This is a genomic window from Devosia alba (assembly GCF_039938915.1).
Lineage (GTDB): Bacteria > Pseudomonadota > Alphaproteobacteria > Rhizobiales > Devosiaceae > Devosia > Devosia alba.
Genome location: NZ_JBDUUI010000004.1, coordinates 208231 through 227803 on the forward strand (window position 1 = coordinate 208231; position 19573 = coordinate 227803).

24 protein-coding genes are annotated in these 19573 nt (G+C 62.3%); 6 read left to right on the plus strand and 18 right to left on the minus strand.

What is annotated here, in order from left to right; all coding sequences use genetic code 11:
* Positions 1–2: 2 nt before the first annotated feature.
* The 3 genes from ABFY71_RS08125 to ABFY71_RS08135 all read left to right on the plus strand — a co-directional run bounded on the left by ABFY71_RS08125 (position 3) and on the right by ABFY71_RS08135 (position 1376).
* Positions 3–152, plus strand: coding sequence for a hypothetical protein (locus ABFY71_RS08125; RefSeq protein ID WP_347945507.1), 150 nt, complete (start codon positions 3–5; stop codon positions 150–152).
* A gap of 109 nt (positions 153–261) precedes the next feature.
* Complete coding sequence (locus ABFY71_RS08130) at positions 262–834, plus strand: DUF1214 domain-containing protein (protein WP_347945508.1); 573 nt, start codon at positions 262–264, stop codon at positions 832–834.
* Complete coding sequence (locus ABFY71_RS08135; RefSeq protein ID WP_347945509.1) at positions 831–1376, plus strand: DUF1254 domain-containing protein; 546 nt, start codon at positions 831–833, stop codon at positions 1374–1376. Before ABFY71_RS08130 ends, ABFY71_RS08135 begins: the two co-directional genes overlap by 4 nt.
* 81 nt (positions 1377–1457) lie before the next feature.
* On the opposite strand, the gene ABFY71_RS08140 is transcribed toward ABFY71_RS08135, so the two are convergent.
* The 4 genes from ABFY71_RS08140 to ABFY71_RS08155 all read right to left on the minus strand — a co-directional run bounded on the left by ABFY71_RS08140 (position 1458) and on the right by ABFY71_RS08155 (position 4615).
* Entirely contained in the window at positions 1458–1844 is a 387-nt protein-coding gene (locus tag ABFY71_RS08140) for a DUF302 domain-containing protein (protein ID WP_347945510.1), read from the minus strand.
* A gap of 221 nt (positions 1845–2065) precedes the next feature.
* Entirely contained in the window at positions 2066–2461 is a 396-nt protein-coding gene (locus tag ABFY71_RS08145; protein WP_347945511.1) for a GFA family protein, read from the minus strand.
* 72 nt (positions 2462–2533) lie between these two features.
* Positions 2534–3703 carry a chromate efflux transporter gene (gene chrA, locus ABFY71_RS08150; protein ID WP_347945512.1) on the minus strand — a complete coding sequence of 390 codons (1170 nt, stop codon included), beginning with the start codon at positions 3701–3703 and terminating at the stop codon, positions 2534–2536.
* Between the two features lie 63 nt (positions 3704–3766).
* Complete coding sequence (locus ABFY71_RS08155; protein ID WP_347945514.1) at positions 3767–4615, minus strand: hypothetical protein; 849 nt, start codon at positions 4613–4615, stop codon at positions 3767–3769.
* A gap of 329 nt (positions 4616–4944) precedes the next feature.
* Here ABFY71_RS08155 and ABFY71_RS08160 point away from each other — a divergent pair, with 329 nt between their 5' ends.
* Entirely contained in the window at positions 4945–6090 is a 1146-nt protein-coding gene (locus ABFY71_RS08160; protein ID WP_347945515.1) for a DUF2336 domain-containing protein, read from the plus strand.
* Positions 6091–6112: 22 nt separating this feature from the next.
* Here ABFY71_RS08160 and ABFY71_RS08165 read toward each other — a convergent pair whose 3' ends face one another.
* The 3 genes from ABFY71_RS08165 to ABFY71_RS08175 are packed head-to-tail and all read right to left on the minus strand — an operon-like array spanning position 6113 to position 9356.
* Positions 6113–6451, minus strand: a complete 339-nt coding sequence (locus ABFY71_RS08165; RefSeq protein ID WP_347945516.1) for a DUF1491 family protein — start codon at positions 6449–6451, stop codon at positions 6113–6115.
* Positions 6451–7623, minus strand: a complete 1173-nt coding sequence (locus tag ABFY71_RS08170) for a peptidoglycan-binding domain-containing protein (RefSeq protein WP_347945517.1) — start codon at positions 7621–7623, stop codon at positions 6451–6453. Before ABFY71_RS08170 ends, ABFY71_RS08165 begins: the two co-directional genes overlap by 1 nt.
* Positions 7620–9356, minus strand: a complete 1737-nt coding sequence (locus ABFY71_RS08175; protein ID WP_347945518.1) for a PAS domain-containing sensor histidine kinase — start codon at positions 9354–9356, stop codon at positions 7620–7622. Before ABFY71_RS08175 ends, ABFY71_RS08170 begins: the two co-directional genes overlap by 4 nt.
* 414 nt (positions 9357–9770) lie before the next feature.
* Here ABFY71_RS08175 and ABFY71_RS08180 point away from each other — a divergent pair, with 414 nt between their 5' ends.
* Together ABFY71_RS08180 and ABFY71_RS08185 are read left to right on the plus strand one after the other, a co-directional pair.
* Positions 9771–10064, plus strand: a complete 294-nt coding sequence (locus ABFY71_RS08180) for a hypothetical protein (RefSeq protein ID WP_305580194.1) — start codon at positions 9771–9773, stop codon at positions 10062–10064.
* 185 nt (positions 10065–10249) lie between these two features.
* On the plus strand, positions 10250–10675 hold the full coding sequence (locus tag ABFY71_RS08185; protein ID WP_347945519.1) for a SufE family protein: 426 nt from the start codon (positions 10250–10252) through the stop codon (positions 10673–10675).
* Here ABFY71_RS08185 and ABFY71_RS08190 read toward each other — a convergent pair.
* The 11 genes from ABFY71_RS08190 to mbhE form a co-directional block, all read right to left on the minus strand.
* Entirely contained in the window at positions 10672–11748 is a 1077-nt protein-coding gene (locus ABFY71_RS08190) for an acyltransferase family protein (protein ID WP_347945520.1), read from the minus strand. The genes ABFY71_RS08185 and ABFY71_RS08190 overlap by 4 nt on opposite strands.
* Positions 11749–11802: 54 nt before the next feature.
* Complete coding sequence (locus ABFY71_RS08195; protein ID WP_347945521.1) at positions 11803–12294, minus strand: DUF6456 domain-containing protein; 492 nt, start codon at positions 12292–12294, stop codon at positions 11803–11805.
* On the minus strand, positions 12284–12658 hold the full coding sequence (locus tag ABFY71_RS08200; RefSeq protein ID WP_347945522.1) for a helix-turn-helix domain-containing protein: 375 nt from the start codon (positions 12656–12658) through the stop codon (positions 12284–12286). Before ABFY71_RS08200 ends, ABFY71_RS08195 begins: the two co-directional genes overlap by 11 nt.
* 212 nt (positions 12659–12870) lie before the next feature.
* On the minus strand, positions 12871–13293 hold the full coding sequence (locus tag ABFY71_RS08205) for a Ros/MucR family transcriptional regulator (RefSeq protein WP_305580204.1): 423 nt from the start codon (positions 13291–13293) through the stop codon (positions 12871–12873).
* Positions 13294–13404: 111 nt separating this feature from the next.
* Positions 13405–13773 (minus strand): monovalent cation/H(+) antiporter subunit G, encoded by a 369-nt coding sequence (gene mnhG, locus ABFY71_RS08210; protein ID WP_305580206.1) that lies wholly within the window; start codon positions 13771–13773, stop codon positions 13405–13407.
* Positions 13770–14066: a cation:proton antiporter gene (locus ABFY71_RS08215; protein ID WP_305580208.1), complete on the minus strand. Its 297-nt coding sequence runs from the start codon at positions 14064–14066 to the stop codon at positions 13770–13772. Before ABFY71_RS08215 ends, mnhG begins: the two co-directional genes overlap by 4 nt.
* Positions 14063–14542, minus strand: a complete 480-nt coding sequence (locus tag ABFY71_RS08220) for a Na+/H+ antiporter subunit E (protein ID WP_347945524.1) — start codon at positions 14540–14542, stop codon at positions 14063–14065. Before ABFY71_RS08220 ends, ABFY71_RS08215 begins: the two co-directional genes overlap by 4 nt.
* A complete protein-coding gene (locus ABFY71_RS08225) occupies positions 14539–16092 on the minus strand; it encodes a proton-conducting transporter transmembrane domain-containing protein (RefSeq protein ID WP_347945526.1) in 1554 nt (517 codons plus the stop codon). Before ABFY71_RS08225 ends, ABFY71_RS08220 begins: the two co-directional genes overlap by 4 nt.
* A gap of 1 nt (position 16093) precedes the next feature.
* Positions 16094–16471: a Na+/H+ antiporter subunit C gene (locus ABFY71_RS08230; protein ID WP_347945527.1), complete on the minus strand. Its 378-nt coding sequence runs from the start codon at positions 16469–16471 to the stop codon at positions 16094–16096.
* Positions 16471–16896: an MnhB domain-containing protein gene (locus ABFY71_RS08235; RefSeq protein ID WP_347945528.1), complete on the minus strand. Its 426-nt coding sequence runs from the start codon at positions 16894–16896 to the stop codon at positions 16471–16473. Before ABFY71_RS08235 ends, ABFY71_RS08230 begins: the two co-directional genes overlap by 1 nt.
* Entirely contained in the window at positions 16893–19502 is a 2610-nt protein-coding gene (gene mbhE, locus ABFY71_RS08240; protein WP_347945529.1) for a hydrogen gas-evolving membrane-bound hydrogenase subunit E, read from the minus strand. The genes ABFY71_RS08235 and mbhE overlap by 4 nt, the downstream gene beginning before the upstream one ends.
* Positions 19503–19573 lie beyond the last annotated feature (71 nt).

The window sequence follows — 19573 nt, forward strand, 5'->3', positions numbered from 1 at the left end:
GGTTGATCCCTTGGGCCTCTGATCGGCTGCCGGCGCGAAAAACCCCGGTCCGCGTCTATCGCGACCTGACCCAGGCGGCGTCGGACGGCAATCGCGTGCAGTTGCGCAAACTGGCAGAAGCGCTGCGCTTCGGCAGGGATGATCTGGCGTGATCTTCTGATCCGCCCTTCCGCCCGCGGCACCCCCTTGCTATAGGCTAGACCACCCCCTCCGCGCAGGTCTTTGCCGCCCATGCCGATTTTCAACCAGAGCTGCTAGACCGTGCGGTTTGTCCTCTACCTGCTGATGATGATCGCGGTGGCGTTGAGCGTGGGGTTCGGGCTGAGCTATTATGCGCTCACCGATGGCCGGCTTTTCGGCGCCGTGCAGGTCGGACCATGGATCGCCTGGCCCGATGTCGGCGCGGCTGCCCCCAATCCCTATACCCGCAGCCTCTTGTCGCGCGAGGCCAGCTTGCAGCTTGGCCAGGCCGAAGGGCTCCGCTTTACTGCCAGCGTCGATGCCGATGACCGCCCGCTGAGCCGCGACTGCAGCTATCGCATCCGGGGCAAGACGCCGCTGGCGACCGGCTGGACCCTGGTGGCGCTCGATGCCGATGGCCGCAATGTTGCGGCGCCCGACGCCGAACCGGCCATGCGATCGAGCGGCCTGGCGCGACCCAATAGTGGCGCCATCGACATCGCGGTGGGCACCGGGCTGATGCCGGGCAATTGGCTCGAACTGACTGGCGACGGGCCATTCACCCTGGTGCTCAGCCTTTATGACACGGCAGTGTTCTCGGGCTTCTCCAGCGACGAATCCATGCCCACCATCAGTCGGGGCAATTGTTCATGACCCGGTTTCTGCTCTGGCTGATCGGCGGCGTGGTGCTGGGTGGCATCATCCACATCATGGTCATCCTCACCCTGCCCCTGCTTGATGACGACACGGTCTGGACCCGGATCGCCGCGCTCGACGCCGACAACAAGATGGTGGTGCTGCCCGAACTCGCGCCCGGGGAGCCCAATCCGCTCGGACTGGACCCGGTGCTGATCTACGGGGTGTGTCGTCTCGATCTGGCCCAGGGCCCCGGCTATCTCAGCGGCGTGTTGCCGGACGCGCCCTGGTCGGTGGCCATTTTCAATGCGGCGGGTGTGATCATCTACTCGACCACCAATCGCGATGGCATCGGCCAGACGCTGGATCTGGGCATCTTCAACGCGGCGCAGACCCGGCTGCTGGCCCAACAGCAACTCGATGTTGCCGAGGGCGTTCTGGTGGTGGAATCGGCCAGCAACCAGTTGTTCACCCTGGTCCGGCTGATCCCGCCGCATCAGGCGATGCGCACCCGCTTTGCCAACAAGCTTGCCGAATCCCGCTGCGGCAATCGCGGCTAAGACAAGGCGGCAGTGGCAGGCAATTTGCTGCTCGCTACCATCACCCTGTTTGACCGTGAAGTCAGTGCAACCCAGCCGAGGCTATAGCGACGCCATGACGTCAGACAGCATCTGACGCACCTGACCGGCAACGCCATGCAGTTCGGCGTTCTCGATGGCGCTCATCGAGGCCACCGGATCAATAGCACTGACCTCGACCGATCCATCAGCCAGTTCCCGCACAATCACGTTGCAGGGCAGCATGGCGCCCACCCGCGGCTCCAGCTTGAGCGCCTCAAAGGCCATCTTTGGGTTGCAGGCCCCCAGAATGGCATAGCCGGGCATGGTTTCGTCCAGCTTGGTCTTCATGGTTTTCTGCACGTCAATTTCGGTCAGAATGCCAAAGCCCTTGGCCGCCAATGCCTGCTTGGTGTGGGCGATCGCCGCCTCGAATGTCGTGTCGGTCAGAGTTTTGTCAAAAGTGTACATGGTGGGTCTCCTCGACGCAGTGGGGCCGGTCCGGCAAGGATAGTACAATCACGAGGCGCGCCCAACAGTTTCCGACCACGGAAACCATGTTGCAGGTTGGGCATTGCACCGGCCTCGGGCTTTGCCGCCTGCGCGAGGCGATGGCCGCGTCATAGGCGGCGGGCAATCCGCGCTCAAACTGCGGGCCGATCCGAGTTGGGTCGGAAACAATGCCCCTTCTGCTATTGCTGGTTTTGCGGCAGTCCGTCGGTGATGTCGTAATAGTCACCCTTGTCGGCCACGAAGATGTGCAAGGCCAGTCTTGTGTGGGTGGCGCCATCAAACGCGCCCATATTGATGCCGATCCAGTCGCGTTCCAGCGGATCAAAGAACATTGACGAGCCGCACACCGAACAGAACCCACGCCGTACCTTGGCCGAAGACTGATACCAGGTGAGCTGGTCCGCGCCGGTCATGGCCACTGCCGCGCGCGGCACATCGACCCCTGCCTCATAGTGACCTGTGTGCTTGCGGCACATCGTACAGTGACAGGCCGATGCCGCGGGCAAATTACCCTGCACTGTAAACCGCACCGCTCCGCACAAGCACGCGCCATGATGGACTACCTGATCTGTCATGCTGCGATCCCCGCGCGTATCTCCGGTCGCTAAGATTGTACTGCGCTGGAGATTTGGGCAAGACGAGGCGCGCTAGCCGCCCAGCATGCCCAGTATGCCGCCGGTTGTCGCCAGCATCACCACCACGACCCAGGGCGGGGCCTTCCAGACCACCAGCAGCACGAAGCCGCCGACGGCCAGGGCAAAATCAAGAGAACTGAGTACGGCGCTGGTGAAGACGGGATTGTACAGCGCCGCGCCCAAAATCCCCACCACGGCGGCATTGGCGCCGCGCATGCCGGCCTGGGCCAGCGGTCGGCTTCGCAGACTGTTCCAGAAGGGCAGCGTGCCGATCAGCAGCAGCAGGCCGGGCAGGAAGATGGCGAGCAGCGCGATAGCGGCGCCCAGCAGGCCATTGGGGCTGGGTGTGCCGGCGGCGCCGAGATAGGCGGCAAAGGTGAAGAGGGGTCCGGGCACGGCCTGGGTCGCACCATAGCCGGCGATGAACACCTCGGGGCTGAGCCAGCCCGTGGCCACGGTTTCGGCTTCCAGCAGCGGCAACACCACATGCCCGCCGCCAAACACCAGCGCCCCGGCGCGGAAAAACCCGGCAAACAGCTCCAGGCCATGGCTATCGCCGGCGCTGGCCAGCAGCGGCAGGCCCACCAGCAACAGGGTGAACAGGCCCAGCGCGATGACGCCCATGCGGCGGCTGACCGGAAAATGCACGACTGCCGCTGGCGGCAGTGGCAGGTCGCGGCACAGCAGCAGCCCGGCGACAACGCCCAGCCCGATGGCCAGTATTTGGCCAATGGCGCCAGGCAGCAGCACAATGGCGGCGATAGCGAGCACGGCGATGCTGGCGCGCTGCCGGTCGGGGGTCAGCGATCTGGCCATGCCCCACACCGCCTGCGCCACCACGACGACGGCGACCAGTTTGAGCCCCTGCAGCACGCCCTGCGCCACCGGGCCTTCCAGCGCCCCGGCCGCCATGGCGAACAGCACCAGCGCAATCGCCGATGGCAGGGTGAAGGCGGCCCAGGCGGCGAGCGCACCCAGCGGGCCGGCGCGCCACAGGCCGAGCGCGAAGCCGACCTGGCTGGAGGCCGGGCCGGGCAGGAATTGGCACAGGGCGACCAGTTCGGCATAGGCGGCGTCATCAAGCCAGCGGCGGCGCAGGACCAGTTCGTCGCGGAAATAGCCGAGATGGGCGATCGGCCCGCCAAACGAGGTCAGGCCGAGCTTGAGAAAGGCGACAAACACTTCGCCAGGCGATCCGGCATGGCGGGTCGATGGATGGTCCAGAACGGGCTCCCCTGGCTGGCGCTATTTCTGCAGCACGATCTCGGCGTCGCCCTTATGCTGGAAGCGTGACGGGATCACGACATCGCCCCGCCCCCGCGCCGTGCCGCCATCGCCGCAGAAATCGTGCCGGTTGGCGCGCGTCACAAAAGCCGACAGGCGCTGCAGCGCGCCATCGACGGCCAGCGACTGCTCGTGCGGGGTTTCCACCACCAGGCTGTCGAGCGCAAAGCGATAGCTGTCATGGCGATAGTTCAGCGCCCGCACGAACCAGGCGATAAAGGCGTCGTTCTCATATTTGCGGGCGGCGACATCGCTGGCGGCACTGGCGGGCAGGTCATTGCGCAGACCCAAGAGCGCCAGGGCGCGCTGCCGATCAACCGCTATCACCGCGCAGATCGCGGCAAAGGTGGTAGGCAGGGTGTCGATATCAGTCGTTACATGGGCGCCGACGGTGCTGTAGCGGGTGCGCGATGACTGGTACGCAGTTCTTTTCAGCCAGGCATAATAGCGGTCAGTGCGGTAATAGCTGTCCTTGGGCGGTATGATCCGGGTGCGCTGCAGTTCCACCGAGGTGTCAAACGCCCAATCCTTGGCGTGCGGCGCAATGAGAAAACGCCAGACGCGGTTGTGCATCTCGTCTTCCTGATCGGTCTTGTTGAAGCCCGAAACCGGCTCCTTGCGCATGCTGGCGCTGACCTTGCCGATGGCGGGCATGGCCGTGTCATGGGTAAAGCCCGGGCTGGCACGACCGAAATCGCCCACCGGCCGCGCGACGCAAGCAGTAAGCAGGCCGCTCAGCGCGACAATGACAATCAGGCGCAAATAGTGACGGCGGTGCTCAACCACGCTTTCGCTTGGGCCGCGGGTCAACAGAATCTTTCGGCAAAGTCGGCGTCCCGCGTTCATAACGCACCCCGGTAAACATCACGATCTGGGCGTCGACGGGGTTTTGCTTCCCAACGACGATCGACTTGCGTCGGTCATCCAATTTGACGAGCTTTCCCAAGCTGGCCTCCATCTGTTCTCGCTCCCCCTTCCCTGGGGACAGCGTCTCGCGTTGGTAAAAAGGACTGCACAACGCCCCTTGTGCTCCTTATCCCCATTAAGAGATCGTCAAGGTTAACAGTCTGCTAACGAATTGGCGGCAAAGGTGGTGACACATCGAATGTGATGCGATTCCGAATTGACGGTTCTGACAAATGCTTGGTTTCCAGCCCTACGAGACGTTTCAACTGCTGATCGAAACCGGCGGTATCGACCGGACGAATACGCTGTTGATCGCCGCCTGCGACGCCTACACAAGGCGCGGCAAGGCAACTGCTCCCGAAATGGAACAGTTTGAAGCGCTGGCTAGCCGGCTGTTCCCGATCGCTGGGCCACAGGCCAAAGCCAAGGGCGCCGCGATCCTGGGCCGCGCCGAGGTGCTGTCGCCGGCGCTGGAGCGTCTGGTGGTCGACAATATCGGCGAGGATCTCAATACGTTCCTGAGCTTTGCCAAGGAGTTGTCCGAAGCGACCATGCTGTCGATTGTGGCACGCTATGATGTGCCGGGTGCCGCCACCATCGCCGCTCGCCCCGACCTGTCCAATGCGGTGCTGGCCAAGCTGTTCCAGATGAATTCACGCAAGGTATACCGGGCCCTGGCCGCCAATACCCAGATCGTGCCACGCGGCGCCTATCTCAGCGCTTTGGCCCGCTCAGCCCAGATGGATCACATGGTCGCCGAGTCGCTGGCCAAGCGCAGCGATTTCGATGCCGCCCTGCTGGCGCCGGCGTTCTTTGACCTCTCCGACACTGATCGACTCAAGGTCATTCAGGCCTTCGCCCACCGCGAAACGCCCGTCGCGCCGATCAAGAAGACCATCGAGCAGTTGACCGTCGCCAATGCCGAACTGACCCGTGCCCTGATGAAGCTCTATTCGGAGAACCGGCGGCCCGAAGTTACCAAGCTGCTCAGCCAGATCACCGGGCTGGACGAAGTGCGCTGCGGACAGATTGCCCACGACGTCACGGGATCAGCGCTGTTCGTCATCCTGCGCGCCTTTGGCTGCAGCGCCTATGACGGGCTCAAGGTGCTGATCCACGCCACCAGCCACGATGCCGACCGCTCGCGCGCCCTGGCCGATTTTGCCACCATGTTTGGCAATGTCACAGCGGATTCAATGGCTTACCTGATGAGCGCATGGCGAGGCGAAGTGAACCTGCTCGAACTGGCCAAGCCGGAATACAAGCCGTTCACCGAGACCAGCCGCCGCACGCCGTCAAGCCTGACGCCGGCGCATAATCCTGTGGTGGAACAGGCCATCGAGGCCCTGGCCCGCATCGGCATCAAGCGCGCCAGCTAAGCCAGGTCACCCGACCTCAACGTCACTTGACGATGTCGACACCGATATCGTCTTCGCGCAGATCCAGGCTCAACACCCACAAATCGGGGTCGAAATCGACCTCGCGGGCAATGCGCTCACGCACCTGCACCGGCTCGACACGGTGGAAGCGTTGCTGAAACGCCAATCCGGCGCCGTTGTCGGTGCGGCTGACCATGGGTGCCGGGGTATAGAGCGAGACGGTGCCATCGAGGTGATCGACCTCGATAAACACCTGTCCGGCAATCGGATCACCGCGCCGGGAGACCACGCACATATGGCCCAGATCGTTGTGGCGCCGCACGAACACCCCACACCAGATATCGCTGCGCAGCAGGCTCACTAGATTGATGCGCCGGCGTTGCGCAGCAGACTGACCAGATCGGGCTTGACCTGACCGGTCAATTTATAGCTATGGAAATTCTCGAACTCGCGAATGGCGCGGGCCGTGGAATCGCCGGGGCGGCCATCGATGGAGCCATGGTAAAAGCCGAGGCTGGCCAGACCGCGCTGGATCTGGGTGACCAGCGCTGTGTCATTGGCGGGCGCCAGATTGCTGGGCGTTGCAGCCTGTTGTGGGACGGGCTTAACCTCCGGCGCCACCATCGGTGCCTGCATGGGCTCAAGGGATGCCACCTGCACCGGCTTGGGCATGGCCTGCCCTGCACTACCCAGCGCCACGGCTGGACGGGGCACAGGCCGTTCAGCGGCTGGTGTCGCGGTGACGGCGGCCAAAATGGAATCAATGGTCTCGGCCGCCGCGCTGCCTACGGCATCGACGGCATTGTCGACGGGGCTGAGAGACGACACGCGAGCAATCACCTGAACCCGCTCAGGGGGCTGTACGGCTGCTTGCTGCACCGGCTGGGCCACTGCGCGCTGGACGGGCGCCGGCCGCACGGCGATCGGCGCCGGGCGCGGCGCCAGTTCAGCCGATTGCTGGGTTGCCGGGGCGACGCTGGCGGTATCAGCCCGCAGAATGGCATCGACAATGGCAGGGGTCAGTGCACCAGTAGGCTCAAAGCCGTTACGCTCTTCAAAGGCGCGGATCGCATTGGCGGTCATGGGGCCATAAAAGCCATCCACCGTGCCGCTGAACAAGCCGAGTTCGGTCAGCTTTTTCTGCACGGCAAAGGCGTCGCGATTACCCACCGGCGCCGCAGGCATCTCGGTGGCCGGGGCGCTGACGCTGCCCGTGGTGTCAGCATTCACGGGCGCCAGAACGGCGGTACGCTCGCCAGGGAGTGGGGGAAGTGCGGGCGCTGCGACGGGGGTCACATTCGCCACGGCAGCGCTTTGGCCGGCCGCGAAGAATGGCGCTGGATGGCTGCTGGTCTGGAAATACAGGGCATTGCTGCCCGCCAATGCGGTCAGACTGACCAGGGCAAGCAGAGCCGTAGAAGCGAGCGGCGCCCGCATATAGCGCGATAGGGCCCAAAGACCGGCGCGACCCAGAGAGGCCGCGACAGCGCTGCCTGCCGCCAGGGGCAGGTGAGAGAGAGTGCTTGCTGTCATTGCGCTTTTCTTTTTTCGTCTAGCCATGAGGTATTGCGTTCGGCGATCGGTTCTCTGCGGAATGGGGTGATGGTAGCAGTCTCTTCGGTCTTTATTGCTGGACCGTTTATGGGAAGCAAGACTGTCACGGTTGTCCCCGCTCCAATTTCGGACATGGCGCGCAGCGTGCCGTCATGCAGATCGACCAGACCCTTGACGATCGACAGCCCCAGTCCGGTGCCCTCATAGGGGCGGGACAGGCCACTTTGCGCCTGAAAGAACGGTTCGCCAACGCGCGCCAGCGATTCTGGCGCCATGCCCACGCCTTGGTCAATGACCGAAAGGTTCAAACTCTGGCCTTGCCGACGCATGGTGACGCTGACCGTGCTGCCCGGATAGCTGAACTTGATGGCGTTCGACACCAGATTAAGCAGTATCTGGCGGCAGGCCCGCTCATCGGCGTGCAGCAAGGGTAGATTGTCTTCGATCGTGCTCATCAGACGCACGTCGCGCTCCCGGGCCATTGGATCGACCATGGCAAAGCATGGCTCCAGGATATCGCAGAACTGGAACGGCTCGTTCTGCAGTTCGAACTTGCCGGCCTCAATCCGTGACATATCGAGCAGCATGCGGACGACTTCCAGCAGGTGCTTGCCGCTCTGATGGATCAGCCCGGCATATTCGCTATGGGTCGGCGACAGCTCGCCGCCAATGCCCGTGGTCATCATTTCCGAGAAGCCGACAATGGCATTGAGCGGCGTGCGCAGCTCGTGCCCCATGGTTGCCAGAAAGCGCGACTTGGCGCTCAGGGCCTCTTCGGCGGCCCGGTGGGCCTCGATGATTGCAGCTTCATTGTCCTTGCGCGCGGTAATGTCGCGAAACAGCGCTACCACCTCATGCCGCATGCCGGCTGTCTCAGCATCGAGAACCGGGGTCAGCCTGATTTCAACCCAGACGAATTGCGGAATCGAGCTGGCTGCGTGCGCATCATCCTGGCGCATGCGGACTTCGATGTTGCGCGTCTCGCCCCCCTGATTGGCATCGGCAAAGGCGGTCAGGAAGGTCGGGCGATCCGCCACGTGCAGGCGCGCGCCCAGCCCGCTACCCGTCAACTCGTAACGCCGGCAACCAAACAGAGCTTCCGAGGAGCGCGACGCGAGCAGCACTTCGCCATTGCTGGAAAAGCGGATGACGGCATCCTGGACATGTTCGATCAGGTGGCGATAGGCGGTCATCTGAGATTTGTCGTACACCTCATAGGCGGTGTTGATGCGGTTGGCAGTGTGGATCACCAGCCCAACGCCGACCAGGAAGGTGGCAGCTGCAGCGAAGGCCAGAGTGTTCGAAGCCATGAGCGCGCCGGGCACACCGATAGCGGCGGCAATGGTGCCCAGGATGATCACCGCAACAACCATCATCCAGCTATGCCGGCGCAGAGTGGAGCCGCCCAGCAGCGAGGCCAGCACGGGGCCCAGCAACGCCACGGCCATCCCCATATCGCTTGCCCGGCCATCGGCCAGGGTCAGCAGGAGGCCCAGACCGAGCAGAGTATAAACTTGGCCTGCCGCAGCCTGTTCGTAGCGCCGGCGCTGATGCAGCGCCAGCGTGGTCAACCCGCTGGTCAAGGCGAGGGCGGTCAGAGCAAATGGCAGCACGGTGCCCGTCACCAGCCCGTACACTGCCAGCGGCGTCACCAGGGCGCTTGCGGCAATGGTCAGTCTGGAATTGTTGGCGAGCGTCTTGCGACGCAGCATCTCCGGCCGATGGCCAGAGCCAGCGACGGCCAGGGGTATCTCTTTGCTTGCGCCGAAAGAGAAGAGGCTACGCATGTACACAATACTCACTATCACGACGCCAGTGGTGGTGGTGCCCAGGCACCGAGAGCCTGACGTCATCCGCCCTGCCCGGCCCAAATGAACTTTGGGTCCTGTTGTCGTCACACTGGCGGGCAAGAGCTAAGGCGAGCTTAAATCTCGGGTCACCAGCGGCTTGTCGGCCTTCCGACGGCCGTGTTTCTAGCGTTAGCGTAAACAAGGTGTTGCACTTGCTACCAAGCGAGTTTGCAATTGCATCAAATTTTATCGAATTGACCCAGCACGGCTTAATCGAGGGGGCATAGGGTAGGTTTTGCAGGTCGACGAAAGCCTGCGAAAATCATGGGTTATTCAATGTTTGTCGTTGTTCGTTCGGTTTTCTGGCTTACCGTCGCCTATATGGTGATCCGCCCCGGCGTTGATCTGCCAGATGCCAACGCCATGGCAGCGCAGGCCATGGCGGCCGGTTCACAGGTGGTGAGCGAGCAGATCAACCAGATCGAATGCGCCAATTTGCAGTGCGCGGGTAGCAAGATGGTCATTGCCGCAGCACTCCAGTCTTCCCCGTCGGTCGGCCTTCCCATGCATGAGATGCCGAACAACAGTCTGGCCCCCATCCCCCGGCCGCGGCCGGACTGGGCGGGTTAGCGGGCGCCGGCCGGCGCCCATAAGCGACTCCAGGGTTCGTGTCGCTTGCCCAAGCGACGCACCCCGCGACCCTGGCCCTGCCCCAAGCACGCTGCCCTGTGCTTGGGGTTTTTCTTTGTCCGAAAACCCGCCTCGGTACGCGCTTGCGGCTTGCGAGCTTGGCCGCAGCACCCTAGATAGGCTGCATGACCGAGCCAGCCACGTTCCAGGACATTGCCGACAATCTCTCCTTTCTGGATGATTGGGAGGATCGGTATCGGTATCTGATCGAATTGGGCCAAGCCCTTCCCAAGCTGGATGAGGCCGAAAAATCGGAAGCCAATCGCGTGCGTGGCTGCGTGTCGCAGGCCTGGCTGTCGGCCGAAGCCTCCAAACGCGATGGATTGACCATTCTGACCTATCGCGGCGAAAGCGACGCGATGATCGTGCAGGGCCTGGTGGCCATCCTGCTGGCGCTTTATTCGGGCCGCCCCGCGCACGAAATCGCCGACACCGACGCCATCGCCATCTTTGATGAGTTGGGATTGCGCGAGCATCTGACCGCCCAGCGCTCCAATGGCCTGGTGGCCATGGTTAATCGCATGCGGTCAGAAGGCGAAGCGCTGCGCTAGGCAGTTGCTGAAGATGCCGGTTCCGCTGTGGACTGGCGTGGCTTGGCAAACCGGCTGTTGACGAAGCGTAGCAGGGGCAGTTCGACCCAGACATAGAGCATCCAGCCAGCCGTGGTGCCGCCGGCGACCGAAACCGCAGCAACCAGATAATCCGCGAACAGATCGCTCGGGTCGAGCCATTTGAAGGCGAGGCCAGACAGGATCGCCACCTCATAGATATGCACCAGATAGATGGAATAGGACGCGTCGCCTATGCGTTCGAGCAGCGCTATGCGCGGCAGGCGGGGTTCCAGGCGTACCAGCAGCAATACCAGCGCTGATGCGAAAAACAGAAGGCCGACGAAGGCGATGCCATCTTCAACCACCTCAACACCCCAGGCCAAGCCCTGCACCATCGCGCCCATGCCGAGCAGCATGAGCGCATAGATTGCCCCCTTTGACAGGCGTCCGACCTGGCCGCGCAAGGTCGCCAGACCCAGCCAGGCTCCGGCGCAAAAGGCCAGCGGCATGTAGTTGGTGTAAAACTGCGGAATGGCGGCCTCAGGCTGCAATATCAGCCCCAGCACGGCCAGCGCGCCAAAGGCGATGCTGAGCCAGACGACCCTGGCGCGTGCGTCCAGAAAGGCCAGCAGGGCGAAGCAGATATAGAAGAACACCTCATAGTTCAGGGTCCAGCCGAGTTTGTAGAGCGGATGGATGCCCCCGCTCACCGGATTATGGAATGGAATGAACAGCAGGGACAACAGCAGCTGGGTGCTGTCATAGACCGTTGTCTTGAAGATCTGGGGCACCAGCAGCGCCAGTGCTGCTGCCAATAGCGTGGCGATCCAGTACATGGGTACGACACGAATGAAGCGGCGGCGCAGAAAGCCGGCCGCCGAAAACTGTCCCTCCCCCGTCACCACGACCATAATGAAGCCGGAAATGACAAAGAACAGGATGACGCCCAGCCAGCCGAGTCGGCCGAAGCCCAGATTGTGCTCGACCAAGGGATAAAGCAGGGCATGCGACGCCAGCACGAGAACCGCCGCAAAACCCCGCAAATATTGGATCGAGAAAAACTGGTGCCGCATGCGTTTTCGATATCATGCAATTCGTCCGGCCGAACATTACCGATGCTGACGTAGTTAAATTCTGCTGTCAGCTATAATGGGCAGAATTTCGCTGTGCCAGACCTGCCCGCGCGCCTGATCTGGTCCAGCCGCCACTGGTTCGAGGCCCCAATGGGCGGCCAACTGGCTCAGCCCGATGCGCAGCACCAGCTTGGCGCTGCGACGGGGCCAGCGCCGCTCGGTTTCGATGGTCTGGAGGCCCTTGCCCAGCCCGCAGACGTCGAACACCACATTCCAGCAATCGACGGGCAGCGACTGTGCCAGCCGATGCAAATGGTGCCGCGCTTCGCTGGCGCTGGCGGCCAGGTCAGCAGCCCCGGCGCTGCCGGCCCGGTGCGGCATGCGGGCGGAATCGTAGGACATGGTGAGGCGCGGCGTTAGCTGGGCCCGCTGAATCAGCCGTTCCAGCCGGCTGGCAGCGAGCAGATGGTGCGGCAACAGAAACGGCTGACCGTCACTGTCACGGCTGGCGGCCAGGCGGCCAGTGGTGCCGTCATCAATGGGCATTGCCGTTCTCCCCATCACGCCACGCTTCAAGGCTGCGTTCGAATCCGCTGACCTCTGCATCGAAATCAGGGTCGTCGCGCAGATCTTCGATCACCGCACAGGCATGAGAGACTGTGGTCCGATCCCGGCCAAAGGCATCGCCGATCTCAGTCAGGCTGCGTCCCAGAATGACGTGCGACAGATACATTGCCAATTGGCGGGCCCGGGCGGTACCCAACCGACAGCGCGAGGGGTGAATCAACAGGCGGATCGGGATGCGTTTTTCGTGCGCAATCAGCGCGATGACGGCATCACAAGCACCGGCCGCAGCAGGCTGGGCGCCCACAGCTCGGGCAAAGTCGACTGGTGCAAAAGACTGAAACATGGGCTCGCCTCGTCAATATAAAGGAATTTATTCCTATATACTGCGGGTTGGCAAGCGGCCGGGGATAAGTGGGATAAGCGAACCTGAGAATCAAAAAGGCCGCCCATAGAGGCGGCCTTTTAAAGGGTCGTTCTCGCCGAGGTCTGACTGCAACTTGGGGATTGCGGCTGAGCTGGCGGGATTTCGCCCTTGCGGGGTAATGAAGAAGTGCGTCAGGCGGCCTTGCGGCCCAGACCATTGTCCTTGGCCAGCTTGGAACGGGTGGCCGAATAGCTCGGCGCAACCATTGGGTAGTCGGCAGGAAGGCCCCACTTCTCGCGGTATTCCTCGGGCGAGAGATTATAGTGAGTCCGCAGATGGCGTTTCAACGACTTGAACTTCTTGCCGTCTTCGAGGCAGATAATATAGTCGTTGGTGACCGACTTGCGGACCGCGATAGCCGGCTTGAGCTCTTCAACTGGCTGTGGAGTTTCATTGTTCGAGAGCGTACGCAGTGCGCCATGAACATCCGAAATCAGCTTGGGCAGATCGTTGGGGCTCAGTGCATTGTGGCTCACATAGGCCGAGACAATTTCGGTACTGAGCTCGATCAGATCTTGCTCGTATCCGGTCGCAGCGCCGGTAGTATCAGACATAATTCAACCTTCCAGATTTTTTTATTGGGTAGCGGACTCTAAGTCGCTTCCAAATCATACCAATAGGGCTGTTCACTGATGTCTGCAACCCGACAAACCAGCGTTAACATGCTACTTACTGGTAAGTTCATCTGGAGAATCTTGTCGTGTTTTCAAGGTGAGTTCATCAATCACCATGCTCACTTGGAGGTGATCTTGACCCCGATGGCTGACGCGCGCCAACAAATGCGCAGAAACGGGGGTTGTTAACAACAGGAAGGCAGTGCCCAAAATGGCGCGCAGGGCCACACTGCCGTCAAGGCTGGTCAAGGCAACAGCCAGCAATATCAGGCCCCCGCCCACCGCGCCGGCCTTGGAGGCCGCGTGCATGCGGGTGTAAAGATCGGGCAGCCGCAAGACGCCGATAGCGGCCAGCAAAGTAAAGGCCGACCCGATCAGCAGCAACACACAACCGAGGTAGGTGATCAGATCGGCGATCATCGCTGGGCCTCCTCGCCATCCAGGCGCGACAACATGTAGCGGGCAAAGGCCACCGTTGCCATGAAGCCGAGCAGGGCCAGGCTGATGGCGATATCGAGATACAGAGTCAGCCCGGTGCGAATGGCGATAGCCCCGACAAAGCCCATGGCCAGTACCGTCAGCAGATCGAGGGCCAGAACGCGGTCAGCCAAACTGGGGCCGATGATCACGCGCACCACCGCGATCAGCATCGCAATAAACAACATGATCAAGGCGATCAGGGTGCTGATGGACACGATGTCGGCCGCGTTCATATGAAGGCCTCCTGGATCTTGCGTTCAAACCCCCCGGCGATCTCCGCGATCAGCGCCTCGCGATCATCCAGTTGCAGTGCGTGCACATAGAGCACGCTCCGATCCTCGGCGACATCAACGCTGAGGGTGCCGGGAGTCAGCGTAATCATATTGGCCAGCAACGTGATCTCAAAATCCGATTTGACCGTGAGGGGAAAGGCGATAATGCCGGGGCGCAGGGCGGCACGGATGTTGGGGGTTATCACGATGATGGCTACGCGCACGGCGCTGACCATCAGTTCCCACATGAATAGCAGGAACAGCGAGTTGATGCGCCTGATACGGCGCAACAATTGGGGGGACGCAAACCAGTTTCGCAGCAACAGCGCCGTCAGGGCACCGATACCGGCGCCGAGCAACAGGTTGAGCGCGGTGAAATTGCCGGTAATGGCCGCCCAGACCAGCGCCAGACCAACAATCATCAGAGCCAGGTTCATGGCGTGACCTCCGCTAGACCAAAGGCATCCGTATAACGGGCGCTGTCGATCATGTCCCCTGCCCCGACGCGCACGACTTCGAACAGCGGATTGGGCCACAGCCCGGCAGCCACGATCAGCACGGCCAGCACACCGATCGCCAAATAGTGGAGACGACCGGGCGGCGCGGCCGGTGGGGCCTCTGGAGTGAAATCAGCCCGCCAGAAGATATGGGCCCACAGGCGCGACCCGGCAATGATTGTGAGCACCGCATTGACCAGTAGTGCCACCACCAGCAGGCCACCCACGGCATCGCCCTGATCCAGCCCGGCCTCGATCAGCAGCAGCTTGGGCCAGAAGCCCAGCAGCGGCGGTACGCCAGCGGCGCCGAACATGAACACCAGGAATAGTATCGAAAGGGGAGCACTGGTGCCGTAGAGCCCACCCATGCGGCGACTATCGGTCTCCCCGGTCTGCTTTTCGATCATCCCGGCAACCAGATAGAGCGCGGTCATGGTCAGCATGGCGTGGAAAATATACATCCCAGCCCCACCAACGCCGCCCAATGATGGTATGGCGATTCCGGCCAGCACGGCGCCAATGCCGCCAATCACCACAAAGCCCATGGCCCGCCGCAGATTAGTTTCGGCAATCGCGCCAAGAGGGGCCAGCACCAGGGTGGCAACGGCCACCAGCACCAGAACCGGTTCGAGCACATCGCGCGTTGCGGGCAGCACAACCACCAGCGTTCGCAACAGCGCGTAAATGCCCACCTTGGTCAGCAACCCCGCCATCAGGGCGGAGATTGCTGCCGGTGGCGCGTGATAGGAAGCGGGCAGCCAGGTATTGACTGGAAATGCCGCCGCCTTCATGCCAAACGCCAGCAGCATCAGAGCGGCGACGCCGACCATGGCGGCGGGGTTGGCCAGCGGCGCAACCCGCAGGATATCGGCCATGTTCAGCGTACCCAGCAGGCCATACAGCAGGCCGAGTGACAACAGGAAGATGGTGGTAGCCAGGAAGTTCAGGAAGCCGTATTTGACCGCGGCATCAAGCTGCATCGGCGTGCCGCCAATCACCATCAGTCCAAACGAGGAGATCAGCATCACCTCGAACCAGACATAAAGATTGAATAGATCGCCGGTCAGGAATGAGCCGGTCACGCCGGCCAGCAACAGCAAGACCAGGGCGTAAAAACCATCACCGGCTGCTTCGGGGGGCCGATCGGCTTCAGCATAGACCAGCACAATCAGCGTCACCACCGACGCGGCCAGCGCGAAACTGGCCCCAAACAGATCGGCGGTAAAACTGATACCGAAGGGCGGCAGCCATTTGCCCATGGTCATGCTCTGCGGGCCGAATTCGGCCACCCGCATCAGCAAGCTGGTCTCGCAGGCAATAATGCCCGTTACCACCAGCAGCGCCAGTACGAAGCCGAGCCCGGCGGATTTGCGGACGATAAGCAGCAGCGCCGCGCCCATCAGGGCCAGCGCCAAGGGCAGCACGATGACCCAGTCGGCCACCCGGGTAACGGTCTCAATCATGGCTGTTGGCAGATTTTCTGCGGCCATCTCAGTAACTCAATGGCGGGTTGGGCGCGTGCTCGGGCTCAGCAACGCGCATGGTGTCGGTATTGTCGGCGTCAAGAGCCTGATAGGTGCGATAGGCCAGAACCAGCAGGAAACAGAACATGGCGAAGCCAATGACAATGGCGGTCAGGATCAGCGCCTGCGGCAGTGGATTGGCAATCGCCCCGGCGGGAGTATCGAGCCCCCTTGGGACAATCGGCGCAATTTCCCGGGTCAGACGACCAGCGGTGAAGATCAGCAGATTGACGCCATTGCCCAGCACCATGATACCCAGCAGCATGCGGATCAGCGAGCGCGACAGCAGCATGTAGATGCCCAGCGCGACGAAGCATCCAACCAGAGCGGCAATTACATAATCCATCAGAGGTTCTCCCCGTCTTCGCTTTCGAGAGCCAGGACCACTGAAGCCAAGGTGCCAAATACCACGAGGTAGACGCCGATATCGAACAGCATCGGGGTGGACAACGGCACCACTGAGCCGGCGATATCGAGATAAAGCCAGATGCTGGTCATGAATGGGTTGCCGTTGAAGATGGAGAGCATGCCGGAACTGCCAGCCAGCAAAACGCCGACGCCAGCGATGCCGAGCGGATCAAAGCGCAGGGCGCGCCGCACCTCGGCTGCACTCGAGGCCATGCCCAGCACGGCAATGGCCGAGGCAGCGATCAGTCCGCCGATAAAGCCACCACCGGGCTCATTGTGACCGCGCAGACAGACATAGACTGAAAACACCAGCATGGTGGAAACGATCAACGGCGCGATAGTACGGAAGATGACCGTGTTCATGGCGCAGCCCTCTTGCGGCGTGGGGTTGTGACCGGCTTGGCAACAGAGGATGGCGACTTGGGCGCCGGATTCTCGCTTGCCGGTTTCTTGTTTGCGGGTTTCTTGGGCGCCGGCCTCTTGGGCGCCGGTTTTGCCCCGCCTTTGACAGTTGATTTGGCACTCGGCGCTGCGGCGGCGCAGGCTGACTGTGTCGGCTCGGGTTTGATTTTGGGTGCAATTGGCGCGGGTGGCACCGGCGAGCCAACCGCCACCGGCGCCCTGCGACTGCGCAGCAGCACCATGATCGAAATGCCGGCGGCCATCAGCACCGAGATCTCACCCAGCGTATCAAAACCACGGAAATCAACCAGGATGACATTGACGATATTGGCGCCATGGGCGATCGGCACGCTGGTGGCGATGAAGAAATCGGACAGCCTGGTATCAAGCGTTCCCGACAGCACGACCATCAGCAGCAGGCTGACGCCAGCGCCACAGACCAGCGCCAGCGTGCCGTCGCGCGCCCAGTCTTCGAAGGGCCGGTGGTCGCGCTCGTCGAGGTTGAGCCGGGTCATCACCAGCGCCAGGATCACCACCGAGAGGATTTCCACCATGAGCTGGGTGAAGGCCAGATCGGGCGCACCGAACAGCAGGAAGATCAGCGCCACGGCGGTACCCTGCACACCCAGCGCCAGGATGGAATAGAGCCGGTTTGGCGCGGCGACGATGGCGCCAAGGCCGGCCAGCGCCAAAATGATCACCCCCCACTCATAGGGAGCCAGATGGGGCCAGCGCAGCTGGGCCGCCCAATTGCCCAGTTCAGCCGTGGGCAGCAAGGCGTTGATTCCGCCCAGCGCAAACAACGGCACCATCAGCGCCAGCGCCATCAGAGAGAACACCGTGACCAGATAGAGCTCAAGGCGACCATGATGCAGCACGCGCGTCACGCTGCCGGAAAAGCGGATCAGGCCGAACATGACCGCGTCAAACACCGTGTCGGCGGTCCAGCCCAGGCGGGTCTCGAAGCGCCGCAACAGGGTGCGGATGGTCGTGGCATAGCGATAGACCAGCCCGGCCAGCACCCAGGTGGCCACTGACAGCCAGACCACGGGCTTGGTGAAATCGATCGCCCAGGTGAGATGGCTCTCGACCGGTTCGTTGAGAATGGCGGTTGCCGCCGGCTCCAGCACGGTGTGGCCAAACCAGCCGACCAGCAGCGCGGTGGCGATACCGGCAAGGCCCAGAATGACCGGGCCGGCGAGCAGGCCGGACGACGCTTCATGGGCCGATTTCGGCGTTGGCATTACCGGACCCAGGAAAGGCTTGATCACCACCAGGGCACCGACTGCGGCCAGCAGGGCATTGCCCGCGATCAGCACGGCGAGCACGCTGAGGTCCTGCCAGTGCGGCGAGAGCAGGTTGAGATACATCTCTTCTTTGGCAAAAAACGCGATGGCGGGCGGCAGCCCGAACATTGAAAGTCCGGCCAGAATGGCCGCCGCAAAGGTGATCGGCATTTTGCCGGATAGGCCTCCCAGCGCGGTAATTTCGCGGGTGCCCGCTTCATGGTCGATGGCGCCGACGACCATGAACAGGCCGGCCTTGTAGAGCGCATGGGCGACGAAATAGATCACCATGCCGGCAATGGCGGTTTGTGTACCCAGCCCGACCAACAGCACGAGCAGTCCAAGCGAGGCAATGGTGGACTGCGCCAGCATCTGCTTGAGATCGGTTTGCCGCAGCGACCCCAGCGCGCCCCAGATCAAGGTGACACCGCCAAAGCACACCAGAATTGTAGTCCAGGCCACCGTACCGCCCAGCCAGGGCGTGGCGCGCGCCAGCAGATACACCCCGGCCTGCACCATAGTGGCGGAATGCAGGAAGGCTGAAACGGGCGTCGGTGCTTCCATGGCATTGGGTAGCCAGAAATGCAGCGGAAACTGTGCCGATTTGGTGAAGGCGGCGATGATGAAACAGGCCAGCACCAGGCCATACAGCCCGTGCTCGCGCACGGCATCTTCCATGCCGCGCAGCTCGCTCAATTCCCAGGTGCCGGTCAGTTGCTGCACCAGAATAACGCCCGCCAGCAGGGCCATCCCGCCTATATTGGTAATCACCAGCGCCTGAATGGCGCCGCGCCGGGCAGCGGCCCGCACCGCATCAAAGCCGATCAGCAGGAAGGAAGTGATCGCAGTCAGCTCCCAGAACACGAACAGGCCCAGCATGTTGTCGGCCAGTACCAGGCCGAGCATGGCGCCCATAAAGGCGAGCAGGAAGGCCAGGAAACGCCCCAGATGCGGATGGCCGGCCAGATAGGCGCCCGAATAGATGACGATCAGCGTGCCGATGCCCGAAATGGTCAGCGCAAAGGTCAGGCTCAGCCCATCGATGAAAAACGACAGGTCCAGCCCATAGGCTGGCACCCAGCCAATGCGCGCCGAAATGGCGCCGGTGGCCAGCACTGGCTCAATCAGCGTCACCAGGAAAACAAAAATGGCGGCCGGAACCAGCGCCAGCACCCAGCCCGATAGCGGCTTCGTAAAGCGGTGGATCAGCGGCGCCAGCGCGGCTGCAACAAATGGCGCAATCGCCACCAGTGCGATGCTCGCGTCAATGTCTGGCCCCAAGAGTGAAACTCCATACGCTGTTGGGCCTTGCGGCCGTTTTGATGTGGGATGACCTTACTGATTGAGCGCTC

Excerpts from the sequence above, each read along its gene's own strand:
- ABFY71_RS08170 (WP_347945517.1), bottom strand. The coding sequence starts at position 7,623 with ATGACAGCAAGCACTCTCTCTCACCTGCCCCTGGCGGCAGGCAGCGCT.
- ABFY71_RS08175 (WP_347945518.1), bottom strand. The coding sequence starts at position 9,356 with ATGCTGCGTCGCAAGACGCTCGCCAACAATTCCAGACTGACCATTGCC.
- ABFY71_RS08180 (WP_305580194.1), top strand. The coding sequence starts at position 9,771 with ATGTTTGTCGTTGTTCGTTCGGTTTTCTGGCTTACCGTCGCCTATATG.
- ABFY71_RS08140 (WP_347945510.1), bottom strand. The coding sequence starts at position 1,844 with ATGTACACTTTTGACAAAACTCTGACCGACACGACATTCGAGGCGGCG.
- ABFY71_RS08185 (WP_347945519.1), top strand. The coding sequence starts at position 10,250 with ATGACCGAGCCAGCCACGTTCCAGGACATTGCCGACAATCTCTCCTTT.
- ABFY71_RS08230 (WP_347945527.1), bottom strand. The coding sequence starts at position 16,471 with ATGGATTATGTAATTGCCGCTCTGGTTGGATGCTTCGTCGCGCTGGGC.
- ABFY71_RS08200 (WP_347945522.1), bottom strand. The coding sequence starts at position 12,658 with ATGTTTCAGTCTTTTGCACCAGTCGACTTTGCCCGAGCTGTGGGCGCC.
- ABFY71_RS08160 (WP_347945515.1), top strand. The coding sequence starts at position 4,945 with ATGCTTGGTTTCCAGCCCTACGAGACGTTTCAACTGCTGATCGAAACC.
- ABFY71_RS08225 (WP_347945526.1), bottom strand. The coding sequence starts at position 16,092 with ATGGCCGCAGAAAATCTGCCAACAGCCATGATTGAGACCGTTACCCGG.
- ABFY71_RS08145 (WP_347945511.1), bottom strand. The coding sequence starts at position 2,461 with ATGACAGATCAGGTAGTCCATCATGGCGCGTGCTTGTGCGGAGCGGTG.
- ABFY71_RS08205 (WP_305580204.1), bottom strand. The coding sequence starts at position 13,293 with ATGTCTGATACTACCGGCGCTGCGACCGGATACGAGCAAGATCTGATC.
- ABFY71_RS08215 (WP_305580208.1), bottom strand. The coding sequence starts at position 14,066 with ATGAACGCGGCCGACATCGTGTCCATCAGCACCCTGATCGCCTTGATC.
- ABFY71_RS08190 (WP_347945520.1), bottom strand. The coding sequence starts at position 11,748 with ATGCGGCACCAGTTTTTCTCGATCCAATATTTGCGGGGTTTTGCGGCG.
- mnhG (WP_305580206.1), bottom strand. The coding sequence starts at position 13,773 with ATGATCGCCGATCTGATCACCTACCTCGGTTGTGTGTTGCTGCTGATC.
- ABFY71_RS08220 (WP_347945524.1), bottom strand. The coding sequence starts at position 14,542 with ATGAACCTGGCTCTGATGATTGTTGGTCTGGCGCTGGTCTGGGCGGCC.
- ABFY71_RS08195 (WP_347945521.1), bottom strand. The coding sequence starts at position 12,294 with ATGCCCATTGATGACGGCACCACTGGCCGCCTGGCCGCCAGCCGTGAC.
- ABFY71_RS08235 (WP_347945528.1), bottom strand. The coding sequence starts at position 16,896 with ATGAACACGGTCATCTTCCGTACTATCGCGCCGTTGATCGTTTCCACC.
- ABFY71_RS08135 (WP_347945509.1), top strand. The coding sequence starts at position 831 with ATGACCCGGTTTCTGCTCTGGCTGATCGGCGGCGTGGTGCTGGGTGGC.